Origin of the sequence: Sphaerisporangium sp. NPDC051011 (genome assembly GCF_040653595.1) — a bacterium.
In the GTDB taxonomy this organism is placed as follows: Bacteria; Actinomycetota; Actinomycetes; order Streptosporangiales; family Streptosporangiaceae; genus Sphaerisporangium.
The window spans coordinates 33246-48800 of the sequence record NZ_JBFAGG010000014.1; the positions used below are offsets into that span (position 1 = coordinate 33246).

At 71.3% G+C, this 15555-nt stretch carries 12 protein-coding genes and 1 pseudogene; 11 read left to right on the top strand and 2 right to left on the bottom strand.

Annotated features, from left to right (window positions below; all coding sequences use genetic code 11):
- Positions 1–151 precede the first annotated feature (151 nt).
- Entirely contained in the window at positions 152–952 is an 801-nt protein-coding gene (locus AB0H21_RS29050; RefSeq protein WP_358522691.1) for an arylamine N-acetyltransferase, read from the top strand.
- Positions 953–982: 30 nt separating this feature from the next.
- Here the strand turns inward: AB0H21_RS29050 and AB0H21_RS29055 are convergent, their stop codons facing one another.
- Positions 983–2509, bottom strand: a complete 1527-nt coding sequence (locus tag AB0H21_RS29055) for a benzoate-CoA ligase family protein (protein ID WP_358522694.1) — start codon at positions 2507–2509, stop codon at positions 983–985.
- Positions 2510–2647: 138 nt separating this feature from the next.
- On the opposite strand from AB0H21_RS29055, the pseudogene paaA reads away from it, so the two are divergent.
- From paaA to AB0H21_RS29085, 6 genes and pseudogenes are all read left to right on the top strand, one after another.
- Positions 2648–3580, top strand: a pseudogene (gene paaA, locus AB0H21_RS29060) (1,2-phenylacetyl-CoA epoxidase subunit PaaA); the annotation flags it as partial.
- Between the two features lie 36 nt (positions 3581–3616).
- Entirely contained in the window at positions 3617–3922 is a 306-nt protein-coding gene (paaB, locus tag AB0H21_RS29065) for a 1,2-phenylacetyl-CoA epoxidase subunit PaaB (protein ID WP_358523148.1), read from the top strand.
- Positions 3919–4650, top strand: coding sequence for a 1,2-phenylacetyl-CoA epoxidase subunit PaaC (gene paaC / locus AB0H21_RS29070; RefSeq protein WP_358522697.1), 732 nt, complete (start codon positions 3919–3921; stop codon positions 4648–4650). The genes paaB and paaC overlap by 4 nt, the downstream gene beginning before the upstream one ends.
- Positions 4644–5108: a 1,2-phenylacetyl-CoA epoxidase subunit PaaD gene (paaD, locus tag AB0H21_RS29075; RefSeq protein ID WP_358522699.1), complete on the top strand. Its 465-nt coding sequence runs from the start codon at positions 4644–4646 to the stop codon at positions 5106–5108. Before paaC ends, paaD begins: the two co-directional genes overlap by 7 nt.
- A complete protein-coding gene (locus AB0H21_RS29080; RefSeq protein ID WP_358522702.1) occupies positions 5108–6202 on the top strand; it encodes a 2Fe-2S iron-sulfur cluster-binding protein in 1095 nt (364 codons plus the stop codon). The genes paaD and AB0H21_RS29080 overlap by 1 nt, the downstream gene beginning before the upstream one ends.
- 23 nt (positions 6203–6225) lie before the next feature.
- Entirely contained in the window at positions 6226–8361 is a 2136-nt protein-coding gene (locus AB0H21_RS29085; protein ID WP_358522705.1) for a molybdopterin-dependent oxidoreductase, read from the top strand.
- Positions 8362–8632: 271 nt separating this feature from the next.
- Here AB0H21_RS29085 and AB0H21_RS29090 read toward each other — a convergent pair whose 3' ends face one another.
- The gene (locus AB0H21_RS29090; protein ID WP_358522708.1) at positions 8633–9856 is read right to left on the bottom strand and encodes a class I SAM-dependent methyltransferase; all 1224 of its coding nucleotides are present in this window, start codon (positions 9854–9856) and stop codon (positions 8633–8635) included.
- A 160-nt stretch (positions 9857–10016) separates the two neighbouring features.
- Between AB0H21_RS29090 and AB0H21_RS29095 the strand changes: the two genes are divergently transcribed.
- The 4 genes from AB0H21_RS29095 (at position 10017) to AB0H21_RS29110 (ending at position 15383) form a co-directional block, all read left to right on the top strand.
- Positions 10017–10796: a class I SAM-dependent methyltransferase gene (locus AB0H21_RS29095; RefSeq protein WP_358522711.1), complete on the top strand. Its 780-nt coding sequence runs from the start codon at positions 10017–10019 to the stop codon at positions 10794–10796.
- 22 nt (positions 10797–10818) lie between these two features.
- Complete coding sequence (locus AB0H21_RS29100) at positions 10819–11955, top strand: DegT/DnrJ/EryC1/StrS family aminotransferase (RefSeq protein ID WP_358522712.1); 1137 nt, start codon at positions 10819–10821, stop codon at positions 11953–11955.
- A 598-nt stretch (positions 11956–12553) separates the two neighbouring features.
- On the top strand, positions 12554–13789 hold the full coding sequence (locus AB0H21_RS29105; protein WP_358522715.1) for an acyl-CoA dehydrogenase family protein: 1236 nt from the start codon (positions 12554–12556) through the stop codon (positions 13787–13789).
- A gap of 13 nt (positions 13790–13802) precedes the next feature.
- A complete protein-coding gene (locus AB0H21_RS29110; RefSeq protein WP_358522718.1) occupies positions 13803–15383 on the top strand; it encodes a 4-hydroxyphenylacetate 3-hydroxylase N-terminal domain-containing protein in 1581 nt (526 codons plus the stop codon).
- Positions 15384–15555: the final 172 nt, after the last annotated feature.

The window sequence follows — 15555 nt, forward strand, 5'->3', positions numbered from 1 at the left end:
GCTACGTTTACTCGCCTCATGGTGTCCGGGCGCACGCGCTATTCGCATCTCATGAATTGCCAGAGATCTGCGCAACGGAAAAGGTGTCCGGGCGGCCGCAGAATGGCATGGTCCTTGTACCGCCATTTCTGTGAGAATGCGGAGCCGCACTATGACGCTGACCCACGGGCCTTTACTCGACGACCGGACGGTGGCCGCCTATTTGCGGCGCATCGGCGCGGAGCGGCCCGGCGAGCCGACCTCGGCCGCGCTGCGCGACCTGCACGACCGTCACGTCATGACGGTGCCGTTCGAGAACGTGGACTTCCACCTGCGCGAGCCGATGGGCATCGGCGCGGCCGCCCTCGACAAGATCATCGCCAGGCGGCGCGGTGGCACCTGCTACGAGCTGAACGGCGCGTTCTTCGAGCTGCTGCGCGCGCTCGGATTCCGGGCGGAGGTGCTGGCGGGCCGGGTGGCCGACGACGGCGCGCTCGGCCCGATCATCGGCCACATGGCGCTGCGCGTGCACACGACGGACTCCCCCGACCCGTGGCTCGTGGACGTCGGGTTCGGCCGGGGCACGCGCCATCCGCTGCGCTGGGTGCCCGGCCTGCCGCAGCAGGACCCGCACGGGGCCTTCGAGCTGGCCCGCGCGCCGCACGGCGACACGGACCTGCTGCGTGACGGCCGGCTGCAGTACCGGCTGGAGGACCGGCCGCGGCTGGTGGCCGACTTCGAGGCCATGTGGTGGTGGTACCAGCACGCGCCCGAATCCCCGCATCTGCGGCACCTGTACTGCACGATCCCGACGCGGGACGGCGGGCGGGTCACCCTCAGCGGGACGACGCTGACCGTCAGGGAGAACGGCGGCAAGAGCACCGTGGTGATCGAGGACGAGGACGAGCTGCGGGAGACCTACCGCTCCCGCTTCGGCGTCGAGCTGCCGGACCTGCCGCCCGTCACCCGTTAGCGCGTGCCGGCCCTCACCGCGCGCCCGCCGTCAGCTCGTGCTGGTGAGGGCGCGGCGGTTGACCTTGCCGGACGCGGTCTCGGGCAGCGCGTCCACCAGGCGCACGTCCTTGGGGCACTTGTGCGGCGACAGCAGCGAGCGCACGTGGTCGCGCAGCTCCTGCGCGGTCGCCGCGCCGCTCGTCACCACGTACGCGCGCAGCAGCGTGAGCCCGTCGCGCTCGAACCCGACGACCGCGCACGCCACCACGGCGGGGTGAGCGATCAGGCAGTTCTCGATCTCGCTGGGCGCGATCCATTTCCCGCCCACCTTGAGCAGGTCGTCCGCCCTGCCGCTGAAAGTGAAGTAGCCGTCCTCGTCACGGGAGAACAGGTCGGCCGAGCGCACCGTGTCCGGGGCCACGAAGGTGGCGGCCGTCTTCGCCGGGTCCTGCCAGTACTCCAGCGCCGCCGTCTCCCCCGTGATCTCCAGCCGGCCCACCTCGCCGTCGGGCAGCGGCACGCCGTGCTCGTCCACTACCCGCACGTCGTAGCCGGGGACGGCCTGGCCGAGCGTGCCCATCCTGGCCCGGCCCAGCCGGTTGCACACGTACCCGTGAAACATCTCGGACGAGCCGATGCCGTCCATCACCTCGACCCCGAACGTCGCCAGCCACCGGCGGTGCAGTTCGAGCGGGAGCGCCTCGCCGGCCGAGATGCACACGCGCAGGCTGCTGAGGTCCTGGCGGGCGGCGTCGGGGTGGGCGAGCATGGCGGCCATCATGGTCGGCACGTTGACCAGGATCGTCGGGCGGTGCTCGGCGATCAGCTCGAAGATGCGCTCGGGCGTGCTGCGCTCGGGGAAGACGATGCCCTTCGCGCCCACGCGGAAGGGGAACAGCGCGGTGATGTTGTTGGCGTAGCCGAAGAAGAGCTTGGGCACGGGCAGCACGATGTCGTCGGGCCCGAGGTCGAGCACTCCCCTGGCGAACCACTCCATGCTCAGCGCGGCGCTGCGGGCGGCCAGCACGCAGGCCTTCGGCTTGCCCGTGCTGCCCGTGGTGAAGCGCCACATGGCGACGTCGTCGGGCGTGGTGGGCGCGGCCTCCAGCTCCGTGGGCGCGGCGGCGGTGAGCGAGGCGAAGTGGTGCTCGCCCGCGCGTAACTCCTCCTCGGGCACGCCGACCACCAGCAGGTCCCGGATGCCGGCGGCGCGGAGCCGGTCGAGGGTGAACGCGTCGGCGACGACCACGGCGGGGCGGGCGTACTCGGCGAAGAAGCGGTACTCCTCCGGCTGCAGGTAGGTGTAGACCTCGGCGGTGACCGCGCCGATCTTCTGCACGCCGTACCAGGTGGCGACCGACTCCACGCCGTCGCCGAGCGCCAGCAGCACCCGGTCGCCGCGGCGCACGCCCAGCCCGCGCAGCACGTGCCCCACCTGACCGGCCAGCGCCTGGATCCGGCCGTAGGTCACCGGGCCCGCCGAGGTGAGCAGCGCGGTCCTGCCGGGGTCGTTGCCGTCCAGGAAGTGGGTGGCGATGTTGAACGTCCTCGGCAGGTCCCTCGCGCGTATGGTCATGCCGCCCATGGTCGGGGGGCCCGCCCCGGCGTGCATCTCGCAGATTGCCGAAATTATGGCAGATTTCCGCAAGCAGGGCAGATCGCCGCAAGCATGAAGATGCGCGGCGCGGGGCCCGCGAACGACGCTGAAGACGATCTGCGGAGGAGGTGGGTCGTGAGCATCAGCGCGTTCGATGCCCTGATCGCGGGGGATCAGAAGATCGAGTACAAGGACTGGATGCCTGACGGCTACCGCGAGAGCCTGATCAGGCAGATCGCGCAACACGCGCACTCGGAGATCATGGGCATGCAGCCCGAGGCCGCCTGGATCAGCCGCGCGCCGAGCCTGGCGCGCAAGGCCGTCCTCATCGCCAAGGTGCAGGACGAGGCCGGGCACGGGCTGTACTTGTACGCGGTCGCCGAGACGCTGGGCGCGCGCAGGGAGGACCTGCTCGACGCGCTCCACGAGGGCCGGCAGAAGTACCTGTCGTTCATCAACTACCCGACGCTCACCTGGGCCGACGTCGGCGCGCTGGCGTGGCTGACCGACGGGGCCGCGGTGGTCAACCAGGTCTCGCTCTGCCGTACCTCGTACGGGCCGTACGCCAGGGCGCTGGTGCGCATCTGCCGGGAGGAGTCCTTCCACCACCGGCAGGGCTTCGACCTGCTGTACACGCTGTCGCGCGGCACGCCCGCGCAGCGGCGGTCGCTGCAGGAGGCGGTGGAGCGCTGGTGGCAGCCGTCGCTGGCGATGTTCGGGCCGCCGGATTCTCTCTCGACCCACTCCTCCTCCTCCATGGCGTGGCGGATCAAGCGGGCGAGCAACGACGAGCTGCGGCAGCGGTTCGTGGACCTGTGCGTGCCCCAGGCCGAGGCCCTGGGCGTCCGGCTACCCGATCCGGCGCTGCGCTGGAACCCCGAGCGGGGGCACCACGACTTCACCCCGCCCGACTACGACGAGCTGATGCGGGTGGTGGCCGGGCACGGGCCGCGCAACAAGCAGCGGCTGGCACACCGCAGGCGCGCGCACGAGGAGGGCGCCTGGGTGCGCGAGGCCGCCGCCGCCCACGCCGCGAAGGAGGCGGCGAAGCAGGCCGCCGCGCGGGAGATCGACGCGCAGGAGGCCATCGCTCAGGATGTCGACGCGGTCGAGGCGGAGTGGCCGCTGTGGGAGGTGTTCGTGCGCCCGCGTCGCGGCTTCGGCCACACCCACGCGGGCAGCCTGCGCGCCCCCGACGCCGCCCTCGCGCTGCACAGCGCCCGCGACCTCTACACGCGCAGGGAGGAGGGCGTGTCCCTGTGGGTGGTGCCGTCGCGGTCGATGACCTCCTCGGACCCCGAGCACAAGGACGCCTACTTCGCCCCCGCCGCGGACAAGCAGTACCGCCACGCCTCCTCCTTCCCGCCGCCCGAAGGGGTTGAGGGCCTGTGACCTCCCTGTTCGACTACCTGCTCGGCCTCGGTGACGACGCGCTCGTGGCCGCGCAGCGCACCGCCGAGTGGTGCGCGCGGGCGCCGCAGCTGGAGGAGGAGGTCGCGCTGGCCAACGTCGCGCTGGACCAGCTCGGACAGGCCCGCGCGTTCCTGACCTACGCCGGCGACCTCGAAGGGGCCGGCAGGGACGAGGACGCGCTGGCGTTCCTGCGCGACGAGCACGAGTTCCGCAACGTCCAGCTCGTCGAGCTGCCCAACGGGGACTTCGCGACGACCGTGGCCAAGACGTTGCTCCTGGCCGTGTACCAGAACCTGCTCTACACCCGGCTGTCGCACGCGGCCGAGCCCCAGCTGGCCGGCATCGCCGCCAAGGCGGCCAAGGAGAGCGCGTTCCACGTGAGCTACGCCTCCGTCTGGACGGTCCGGCTGGGCGACGGGACGCCGCTGTCGCACCGGCGGATGCGCGACGCGGTCGAGGAGGTGTGGCCGTACACGCACGAGCTGTTCGAGCCGTGGGCGGCGCCCGAGGCGGGCCTCGACCCGGCGGCGTTGCGCGGGCCGTGGCTGGAGGTCGTCGACCGCGTCCTCGGCGAGGCGACGCTGGCCAGGCCGCGGGACGGCTGGGCGGCGACGGGCGGCCGGGAGGGCCGGCGCACGGAGTGGTTCGGTCCGCTGCTGGCGGAGATGCAGTACGTCCACCGAGCGCATGTGGGGGCACGATGGTGAAGGCCGAAGTGGAGGCGGCGGTGCGGGCGGTGCCCGACCCCGAGCTGCAGGTGCTGTCCATCGGTGAGCTGGGCATTCTGCGCGAGGTGAGCGTGGACGACGACGGCAACGCCGTCATCACGGTCACCCCCACCTACCTGGGCTGCCCCGCTCTGGAGCTGATCAAGGCGGACGTCGCCGCGGCGGCGCGGGCGGCGGGCGCGGCCGACGTGGAGGTGGTGGTCTCCATGTCGCCGCCGTGGACGACCGACTGGCTGAGCGAGACCGCGCGCGCCAAGCTCGCCGACGCGGGCATCGCGCCGCCGGGACGGCTGTCGCTGCCGCTGCTGCAGCCCGGCTGCCCCCGCTGCGCGTTCCCCGACACCACGGAGCTGGCCAGCGCCGGCGCCGCCGCCTGCATGGCGCTGCGGCTCTGCCCGGGCTGCGGCGAGCCCTTCGAGCATCTGAAGGCGCACTGATGGCCAGACCGCGCTTCCACCGCGTCCGCGTCGAGTCGGTCACGCCGGTCGCCGCGGACGGCAGCGCGGTCGAGGTGACCTGCCTGGTCCCGGACGAGCTGACCGGCGCCTTCTCCTTCACCGCCGGCCAGCACGTCACGGTGCGGCTGCCGGTGGACGGGCGCCAGGTCCGCCGGTCTTACTCGCTCTGCTCCACCCCGCGCGAGCTGGCCGGCCGGGGCAGGCTCCGCCTGGGCGTGCGGGTTGTGCCCGGCGGGGCCTTCTCCACGTACGCGGCCAGGGAGCTCGCGCCGGGCGACCAGCTCGAACTGCTGTCGCCCGTCGGGACGTTCGGCGTGCGGTTCGACCCCGCCCGCCGACGCCGCTACGCCGCCGTGGCCGCCGGCTCGGGCATCACGCCCGTGCTGTCGCTCGTCGCCACGGCGCTGGACACCGAGCCGGGCAGCCGCTTCACGGTCCTGTACGGCAACCGCGCGGCCGGCTCGACGATGTTCGCCGACGAGCTCGGCGACCTGAAGGACCGCCACCCCGGCCGGCTGCACCTGGTGCACCTGTTCTCCCGCGAGCAGCCGCGCGTCGGCCTGCCCCGTGGGCGGCTGGACCGTGCCACGCTCGACGCGCTCTTCGCCCGGCTGCTGCGGCCCGCCGAGGTGGACGAGTGGTTCGTGTGCGGGCCCGCCGGCATGGTGGACGAGGCGCTCGCGGCCCTGGCCGGGCACGAGGTGGACCCCGCCGCGATCCACACGGAGCTGTTCCACCCGGGCGTGCCCGCCGGCGAGAGCCGTCCGGCTTCCCCCACGGGCACGGTCCCCGGGGCGGCCGAGGTGAGCGTCGTCATGGACGGCCGGGTCACGAGCGTGCCCCTGGAGCCGGGGCGCACGGTGCTCGACGCGGTCATGGCCGACCGCCCCGACGTGCCGTACTCCTGCCAGACCGGCGTGTGCGGCACCTGCCGCGCCCGCGTCGTCGAGGGCGAGGTGCGCATGGCGCGCACCTGGGCGCTCAGCGAGGAGGACAGGGCCGCGGGCGACATCCTGACGTGCCAGGCGGTGCCGCTGACCGCCCGGGTGCGCATCGACTTCGACGTGCTCTGATCTTTCGACATCGGGGAGTTTCCATGACCATCGCGCACAGAACCTGTCCCATTTGCGACGCCGTCTGCGGCCTGCGCCTCCAGTTGGACGACACGGGTCACGTCCTCTCGGTCAAGGGGGACGCCGACGACCCGTTCTCGCGGGGCTACGTCTGCCCCAAGGGCGCCAGCCTCGGCGCGCTCGACGAGGACCCCTCCCGCCTGCGTCACCCTCTCGTCCGCGTGGACGGCGAGCTGCGCGAGTCGTCGTGGGAGGAGGCCTTCGAGGCGGTCGAGCGCGGCCTGGGACGGGTGATCTCCGAGCACGGACGGGACGCGGTCGCCGTCTACTTCGGCAACCCGACCTTCCACACCATGGCCGGGTTCATGTACCGGATGCCGCTCACGCAGTCGCTCGGCACCCGCAACGTCTACTCCGCCAGCACCATCGACCAGGCCCCCAAGCAGGTGGCGTGCGGGCTGATGCTCGGCGACCCCTTCGCGATCGCCGTGCCCGACCTCGACCGCACCGACTTCCTGCTGGTCATCGGGGCCAACCCGGCCGAGTCGCACGGCTCGCTGTGCGCGGCCCCCGACTTCCCCGGCAGGCTCAAGGCGCTGCGCCGGCGCGGCGGCAGGCTCGTCGTGGCCGACCCGCGGCGCACCAGGACCGCCGCCATGGCCGACGAGCACCTGTTCGTCCGCCCGGGCACCGACCCCCACCTGCTGTTGGCCATCGTGCACACGCTGCTGGCGGAGGAGCTGACCTCGATCGACATCGAGGTCGACGGGCTGGACGAGCTGCGCGAGGCGGTCGCCCCGCACACGCCGGAGGCCGCCGCGCGGATCTGCCGCGTTCCGGCCGGCCGCATCACCGCGCTGGCCCGCGACCTGGCGGCGGCGCCCTCGGCGGCCGTCTACACCAGGGTCGGCACCTGCACCTCGGAGTTCGGCACGCTCACGCAGTGGCTCGTGGACGTGGTGAACGTGCTGACCGGCAACTTCGACCGGCCCGGCGGCGTCATGTTCACCCGGCCCGCCATCGCGGAGATCTTCCGGCCGCGCGAGCCGTTCACCACGGGCAACTGGCGCAGCCGGGTGCGGGACCTGCCGGAGGTGATGGGCGAGCTGCCGGTCGCCACGCTCGCCGACGAGCTGGAGACGCCGGGCGAGGGCCAGGTCAGGGCCATGGTGACGGTGGCGGGCAACCTCGTGCTGTCGGCGCCGAACGGGCCGCGCCTGGACCGGGCGCTGGCCGGCGTGGACTTCATGGTGTGCGTGGACCCGTACCTCAACGAGACGACCAGGCACGCCGACGTGATCCTGCCGCCGCCGCGGATGTTGCAGATGCCGCACTACGACTTCCTGCTGTCCACCGTGACCGTGCGGAACTACGCCAGGTTCTCGCCCGCCATCCTCCCGCTCGGCCCCGACCAGCGGTCGGAGGCGGAGATCCTGGCCAGGCTCACGCTCATCGCCGCGGGCCAGGGCGCGCAGGCCGACCCGGCGGCGCTCGACGAGATGATCGTCGGGCAGGTGCTCGGCGAGGCGAGCGGCCTGCGGGCCGAGCTGTCCGGCGACAGCGGGCCGGAGCTGATGCTCGACGCCCTGCTGCGGCTCGGCGCGTACGAGCTGTCGCTGAAGGAGCTGATCGCCCAGCCGCACGGCGTCGACCTAGGCCCGCTGGAGCCGCGGCTCGGCGAACTGGTGTGCACGCCCTCAGGGCGGGTGGCGCTGGCGCCGGAGGCGATGGTCGAGGAAGTGCGCCGGCTGCGCGCGCGGCCCGCCGCGCCCGACTCGCAGCTCCTGCTGATCGGGCGGCGTCAGCTGCGCTCCAACAACAGCTGGCTGCACAACGTGCCCGTGCTGGTCGGCGGCTCCAACCGGTGCACGCTGCACGTGCACCCCGACGACGTGGCCGGGCTCGGGCTGGGTGAGACCGCGCTCGTCCGCTCGGCGGCCGGGGAGGTCGTCGTGCCCGTCGAGCCCACCGAGTCGATCATGCCGGGCGTGGTCAGCCTGCCGCATGGGTGGGGTCACGCGGGCGGGAAGCAGCCGGTGGCGGTGCGGCACGCCGGGGTCAACGCCAACGCCCTGACCGACGAGACGGTCATCGACCCGGTGTCGGGCAACGCCGTCTTCAACGCGGTCCCCGTGACGGTCTCGAAGGTCATGGCCTGACCTGGTAGGCACGCGGCTCCGGCCCGATCCCGCGCGGCGGGTGACGGCCGGGGCGGTCCCCCGCAGGAGGCGGCTCTACCAGCCGGATCTGATGGTCCGCGCGATGTGCGCGCGCTCGTCGTCCGACAGCCACCAGCCCACCGGGATGTTGACCACGCGACGCAGCGTGCCGCCGCACGACTGGCATGCGGCGGCACGGTGGCACGGCGTGACGGCCCGGCGGCGGGATGCCGTGGCTCGACGGGGGCGGGCGGCGGCGGGCCGGGACGTCTCACACGATGTGCACGTCGGGCACGTAGAGGATCCAGCGTCCGCCCCGTTCGCGGAACGCCTGCTCCTTCGCCATGATCTCCTCGGCGTGGTTCCACGCGAACAGCACCGCGTAGTCGGGGTGGTCCGCGGAGAACGCCCCGGGCTCCAGCACCGGAATGTGCGAGCCCGCGACCAGCCGTCCCTGCTTGGACGGGGTCGAGTCGACCACGAACGGGATCAGTTCGGTCCCGATGCCGCAGTAGTTCGTCACCGTCGTGACCTTGGCGGGCGCGCCGTAGCCGACCACCCGCTTGCCCTGCGCGTGGAGGTCGCCCAGCAGCCCGGTGAGGTCCTCCCGGATCTTCTGGACCGCGGCGGCGAACTTCTCGATCGTGCCGTGCTCCGCCAGCCCCTGCTCTCGTTCCCGGGCCAGGAACTCCGCCACCGCGGGAGCCAGGGCGCGCCGGGACGGCCGCGCGATCGTGTAGCGCATCGTGCCGCCGTGCAGCGGCACGGGCTCGGCGTTGACGAGCTCGAATCCGGCGAGTTCCGCCATGGCCTTGATCGACCGCACCGAGAAGACGAAGACGTGCTCGTCGTAGATCATGTCGAAGGCGTTCTGCGCGATGACCGACCCGAGGTAGGGCTCCTCGAAGACGAACACCCCGTCGGGCGTCAGGAGCGTGTCGATGCCCTTAAGCAGCCGCCGGAGATGGACGATGTGGGCGATGCAGTTGGCCCCGAACACCATGTCCGCGGGGCCGTGCTCCGCGCGGATGGCGGCCGCGGTGTTCTCGTCGAAGAACTCGCCGAGCACCCGGATCCCCCGCCCCCGCGCGACGTCGGCGACCTCCCGGCACGGCTCGACGCCCAGGTGCCGGACGCCGGCCTGCGCGATCGTGGCGAGCATGACGCCGTCATTGCTGCCGATCTCGACGATGAACGGGTCCGGCCCGGTCAGCTCGGTCTCCAGGAAACGGCGGGCGTTCCCCTCGAAATGCGCGCGGTGCACCGCAGAACCCGACGCGTGATACGGATATTCGTCGCGGTATTTCGCCTCTGAGGGAACATCATCGAGCAGCTGGAACATCGTGCAGGAGTCGCAGGTCCCCGCGCTGAGCGGGAAAGACTTCTCGTGCTCGATCTCATGAGGCAACGGAAATCCATTGCCCGACGGCTGCCGCCCCAGGTCGACGATTTCCTTCACCGTGCCGCCGCAAATCCTACAGCTACCATTCGACATGAGCCGAGGCTAGCCGCGGGCCCTCGCAGGGAACATCTCGAAGATTGCCCAGTTCGCCGCGCCCGCGGCGCCGGCGGCGCCGCTGCGCAATCGGGAAGATGCCCGGCGAACGCGGCGGATGTGAGACTTGCCGGGTGATCGAATTCACTGCGGAGGGCTGATGACCACGGACATGTCCGCCATGGCCACCCGGGACGCCGAGGGCGCCCGGAAGGCCAACGTCTACAGCGCCGAGGTGAGCGAGGTCTACGACCTCGTCTACCTGGGGCGGGGCAAGAACTACGCGCACGAGTCCGCCTTCGTCACCGAGCTGGTGCGCGCCCGCCACCCCGGGGCGGCCTCGCTGCTGGACGTGGCCTGCGGGACGGGGGAGCACCTGCGGACGTTCCGGCTCATGTTCGACGAGGTCGAGGGCGTCGAGCTGTCCCCGACGATGCGCGCGGCGGCCAGGGGGAAGGTGCCCGGCGTGGCGGTCCACGACGGGGACATCCGGCGGTTCGACACCGGCCGGACCTATGACGCGGTGTGCAGCCTCTTCGGCACGGTCGGCTACATGACCGACACGGCGGAGCTGGAGGCGGCGGTGGGCCGCATGGCCGCTCATCTGCCGACCGGGGGGGTGCTGATCGTCGAGCCGTGGTACTTCCCCTCCAGGTTCATCGACGGCCACATCGCCGGCGACTTCGTACGCGGCGCGGACCGTACGGTGGCGCGGGTGGGGCGGATGGCGCGGACCACGGGCTCCACCGTCCGGCAGGAGTCGCACTGGTCCGTGGCGGACGCGACAGGCGTACGCCACTTCGACCAGGTCCAGATCTTCACCCTGTTCGAGCCCGCCGACTACACGGCCGCGTTCCGGCGCGCGGGCTGCGACGCCGAGTACATCGACAGCGGGGACATCGGGGACGGCCGTGGGCTCTTCGTCGGCGTCCGGCACTGAACGGACCGGACGGAGCGCGCCGATGATCCCGCTGCTCAAGGCCGCGATCGGGCCGGGCACCCTGGACCGGATCGCCGACGTGCTGCGCACCGGCATGATCGGGCACGGGCCGGTGGTCGAGGAGTTCGAGGCGGCGCTGGGCGCGCGTCTCGGGAACCCGTACGTGGCCACGGTCAACAACGGCACCTCGGGCCTGCATCTCGCGCTGCGGCTGGCGGGCGCGTCCGGCACCGGCGACGGACTGGACGCCGCCCGGGACGAGGTGCTGAGCACGCCGCTGACCTTCGAGGCCACCAACTGGGCCGTGCTGGCCAACGGGCTGCGCCTGCGCTGGGTCGACGTGGACCCGGCCACGCTCAACCTCGACCTCGACGATCTCGCGAAGAAGATCTCACCGGCCACCCGCGCCATCGCCATCGTCCACTGGGCCGGGTATCCGGTGGACCTGGACCGGCTGCGGGAGATCCTCGACGCGGCCGAGGCCGCGCACGGCTACCGGCCGGTGGTCGTCGAGGACTGCGCGCACGCCTGGGGGAGCACCCTTCGCGGCCGTCCGGTGGGCGGTGACGGCGAGAACATCTGCGTGTTCAGCTTCCACGCGACCAAGCACCTCGGCACGGGCTGCGGGGGCATGCTCACCCTGCCCGACGAGCGGTCGTACGAGCGCGCCCGCAGGCTCCGCTTCTTCGGCATCGACCGGCGGGCCGACCGGGTCAACGGCAACTACGACGTGCCCGAGTGGGGCTACAACTTCTACCTGGACCAGATCAGCGCCTCCATCGGGCTGGCGAACCTGGAGACGGTCGACGAGCGGGTGGAACAGCACCGCCGGAACGCCGCGTTCTACGACGCGGAGCTGGCCGGCGTACCGGGACTGGAACTGACCGCGCGGGAGCCGGACCGGGAGTCGTCCTGCTGGCTGTACCCGGTCAAGGCCGAGGACCGGCCCTCGTTCATGCGGAAGATGAACGACGCGGGGATCATGGTGAGCATGCTGGTCCGGCGCAACGACACGCACGGCGCCGTGCGGGACGTCGTGGATCCGGCGCTGCCCGGCCTGGACGCCGTGCACGACCGCATAGTCCACATCCCCGTCGGCTGGTGGCTTTCCGAGGCCGATCGCGCGCATATAGCGGACACGATCAAATCCGGCTGGTAATTCCCTTCTCTTTGCGTGCGCACTCCGCGAGTGTTGTCACAAAGCATTCATCAGGCCTTGAATTCGACGTACATTTGGCTGAGAGTGGCGAGCGCACGACCATTTTCCCGCGCGATTCTCGGGCCGCCCGAGCATGTCATGGCGGGAAATCTGATTGGTGTGATCACCGTTCGTGCCGTGCCGGGTGGAGACGGCGAGCAGGCCTTTGCCCCGGGTGGCGGTGTCGTAGGTCCATGAGGTCGGCAGGCGCCCGGTGACGGAGCCTTCACGTGTCCCGGTCTTGCGGCCGGGCCCGTCGTGGTCGTGAAAGTCGTCTTACCTCGCGCATCGGTGCTCGAGACGAGCCGATCGAGGTCATCGTAAGCGAGAATGGTGTCACCCTTGGCAGGGTCGGCGGCCTCGGTTTTCCTGACACCCCGAACTCTGCGCTGCGGCAAGGGCGCGGACCAGGCTTTTGACAGGCATTAGACTGCAGGCCGTTTTCCGCTTCCTTCCAGCCTCGGGAAAACAGCACACCTAAAGATGCGCCGGAAATTCGTAAATGTGACGCTGTCGACATGCCCAATTGGTCCACGAAACCGTGAGGACTCGCATAGCGATGGGTGTCGACACCACTATTTTCGAGCACCGTCTCGCCGAGCCGCCGGAGCCTGGCCTCACCCCCGAGGACGTGGTCGCCAGGGCCGAGGCGATGATCCCCGAACTGGTCGAGCGCCAGGGCGAGACCGAGCAGCGCACGTACTACGGCGAGGACGTCCACGAACGCTTCTCCGAGGCCGGCTTCTACCGGATCCTGGTGCCCCGCCGGTACGGCGGCTACGAGTTCGGGATCGACACCTTCGTCCGCGTGGCGATCAACCTCACCAGGGGCTGCCCGTCGGCGGGGTGGATGTTCTGCCTGGGGGCCTCGCACGCGCTGGCGGCCGCCACGATCTTCGACGAGCTCACGCAGGAGGAGATCTTCGCCTCCGGCGAGTTCATCTGCCCCGCTACCGTCGTGCCCGGCGGGACGGCCGAGCGCACGGCCGACGGGGACTGGCTGATCAACGGCACCTGGGGCTACTGCTCCGGCTCGCCGTACGCCTCGCACTTCATGGGACACGCGATGGTCTCCCCCGAGGACGGGGGGCCGCCCGAGCCCATGCTGTTCATCGCCCCGCGCAGTCAGTGGACCCGCCTGGACGACTGGGGGCAGGCTCTGGGGCTGAAGGGCAGCGGGTCGCACAGCATCCGCATCGTGAACGGCCGCGTCCCCGACCGCTACACCATCAAGGGCCACATGAGCCAGATCGACGTCACCGGGGGGACCCCGGGGCGCTCGCTCCACGGCCCCGAGTACGGGGGCGGGCAGCTCAGCTTCATGGTCATGGAGGACGCGCTGCTCGCCGTCGGCATGGCCAAGGGCGCGCTCGACGCGTACGAGGACCTCATGCGCACGCGGACGACGCCTTTCCCGCCCATCGTGACACGGAGCGAGGACCCGGATTTCCAGCTCACGTACGGCAAGGCCGCCGGTCTGATCGCCACGGCGGAGGCGGCGACCATGGACGTGGCCCGGCAGTGGCGCGAGGCGAGCGCCCACGGCGCGTCAGCCGTCACCAAGGAGCACGAGCTCGGCCTGGCCGGGATCTGCAGCGAGGCGGTCGCGCTGTGCTGGCGGGCGGTCGAGTCGTACCTGTTCCCCACTGCGGGTTCGAGCGCCGTGCGCGGCGGCGAGCGCATCGAGCGGGTGTGGCGGGACATGTCGATGTTCGTCACGCACGCCGGGGTGTCCACCTACCTCGCGAAGATCGCCAAGCGCGATCTGGCCAAGGCCCGGTTCGGGCTCGAATAGCGGAAGGAATCCGATGACCGACCTTCAGGACGCGCCACCCGTCGAGCACGCCCGGCCGAAGACCCGCCCGATGACCGGCGCGGAGTACATCGAGAGCCTGCGCGACGACCGGGCAATCTACCTGTACGGCGACCGCGTCAAGGACGTGACCGCGCACCCGGCGTTCTACAACCCGATCAGGATGACCGCCAGGCTCTACGACTCGCTGCACGACCCGGACCGGCGGGACGCGATCGTCGCGCCCACCGACACCGGCAGCGACGGCTACACACACAGCTTCTTCACCACGCCCCGCAGCGCCGAGGACCTGGTGGCCAACCAGCGGGCCATCGCCGAATGGGCGCGGATGAGCTACGGCTGGATGGGCCGCAGCCCCGACTACAAGGGGGCCTTCCTCGGCACGCTCGGCGCCAACGCCGAGTTCTACGAGCCGTTCGCCGACAACGCGCGGCGCTGGTACCGGGAGTCGCAGGAGAAGGTCCTGTTCTGGAACCACGCGATCGTGCACCCGCCCGTGGACCGCGGCCGGTCGCCGGACGAGGTCGCCGACGTCTTCGTGCACGTGGAGAAGGAGACCGACGCGGGCCTGGTGGTGAGCGGCGCGAAGGTGGTGGCGACGGGCTCGGCGCTGACCCACTACAACTTCATCGCCCACTACGGCCTGCCGATCAAGGACAGGAAGTTCGCCCTGGTGGCGACCGTGCCGATGCACGCCCCCGGGCTGAAGCTGATCTGCCGCCCGTCCTACTCGGCCGCGGCGACCGTCATGGGCAGCCCGTTCGACTACCCGCTGTCCTCCCGGCTGGACGAGAACGACACCATCCTCGTCCTGGACAAGGTGCTCATCCCCTGGGAGAACGTCTTCATCTACGGCCACCTCGGCAAGGTCCAGCTCTTCACCGGCCGCTCCGGCTTCCCCGAGCGCTTCACCTTCCACGGGTGCACACGCCTGGCCGTGAAGCTGGAGTTCATCGCCGGCCTGCTGGCCAAGGCGGTGGAGATCACCGGCACCAAGGACTTCCGCGGCGTGCAGAGCCGCATCGGCGAGGTGCTGGCCTGGCGGAACCTGTTCTGGGGGCTGTCGGACGCGGCCGCGCGCAACCCTGTGCCGTGGACGAACGGCGCGGTGCTGCCCAACCCCCAATACGGCCTGGCCTACCGCTGGTTCATGCAGATCGGCTACCCGCGGGTCAAGGAGATCATCGAGCAGGACATCGCCAGCGGCCTGATCTACATCAACTCCAGCGCCGAGGACTTCAAGAACCCCGATGTGCGGCCGTACCTGGACAAGTACCTGCGGGGCTCCGGCGGCATCGACTCGGTCGAGCGGATCAAGGTGATGAAGCTGCTGTGGGACGCCGTGGGCACCGAGTTCGGCGGGCGGCACGAGCTGTACGAGCGCAACTACGCGGGCAACCACGAGAACACGCGCGTGGAGCTGCTGTCGGCGCAGACGGCGAGCGGCCAGGTGGACGGGTACAAGGCGTTCGTCGACCAGTGCCTGAGCGAGTACGACCTCGACGGCTGGACGGTCCCCGACCTGTCCTCGTTCGAGCACCTGCGGCAGGCCAGGGCAGGGCTGCACGACTTCTGATCCGCCGCCGCGGAAAGGCGCTGGGAGGCTCGCCCTCCCAGCGCCTTTTCTGTCGTAGCGGGCCACCCCGGCCTTGCCGCCGCAGGAAGGCGCCCCGGCTTTCCGTCGCAGGAAGGCGCGTGCCCTGGCCTTCCCTTCATACGAGAGCGCCCCCGGGGTCGTGATCCCGGGG

Coding starts and splice junctions, on each gene's coding strand:
- paaD (WP_358522699.1), top strand. CDS start 4,644: ATGGTGAAGGCCGAAGTGGAGGCGGCGGTGCGGGCGGTGCCCGACCCC.
- AB0H21_RS29090 (WP_358522708.1), bottom strand. CDS start 9,856: ATGTCGAATGGTAGCTGTAGGATTTGCGGCGGCACGGTGAAGGAAATC.
- AB0H21_RS29050 (WP_358522691.1), top strand. CDS start 152: ATGACGCTGACCCACGGGCCTTTACTCGACGACCGGACGGTGGCCGCC.
- AB0H21_RS29105 (WP_358522715.1), top strand. CDS start 12,554: ATGGGTGTCGACACCACTATTTTCGAGCACCGTCTCGCCGAGCCGCCG.
- AB0H21_RS29085 (WP_358522705.1), top strand. CDS start 6,226: ATGACCATCGCGCACAGAACCTGTCCCATTTGCGACGCCGTCTGCGGC.
- AB0H21_RS29100 (WP_358522712.1), top strand. CDS start 10,819: ATGATCCCGCTGCTCAAGGCCGCGATCGGGCCGGGCACCCTGGACCGG.
- AB0H21_RS29055 (WP_358522694.1), bottom strand. CDS start 2,509: ATGACCATACGCGCGAGGGACCTGCCGAGGACGTTCAACATCGCCACC.
- AB0H21_RS29110 (WP_358522718.1), top strand. CDS start 13,803: ATGACCGACCTTCAGGACGCGCCACCCGTCGAGCACGCCCGGCCGAAG.
- AB0H21_RS29095 (WP_358522711.1), top strand. CDS start 10,017: ATGACCACGGACATGTCCGCCATGGCCACCCGGGACGCCGAGGGCGCC.
- AB0H21_RS29080 (WP_358522702.1), top strand. CDS start 5,108: ATGGCCAGACCGCGCTTCCACCGCGTCCGCGTCGAGTCGGTCACGCCG.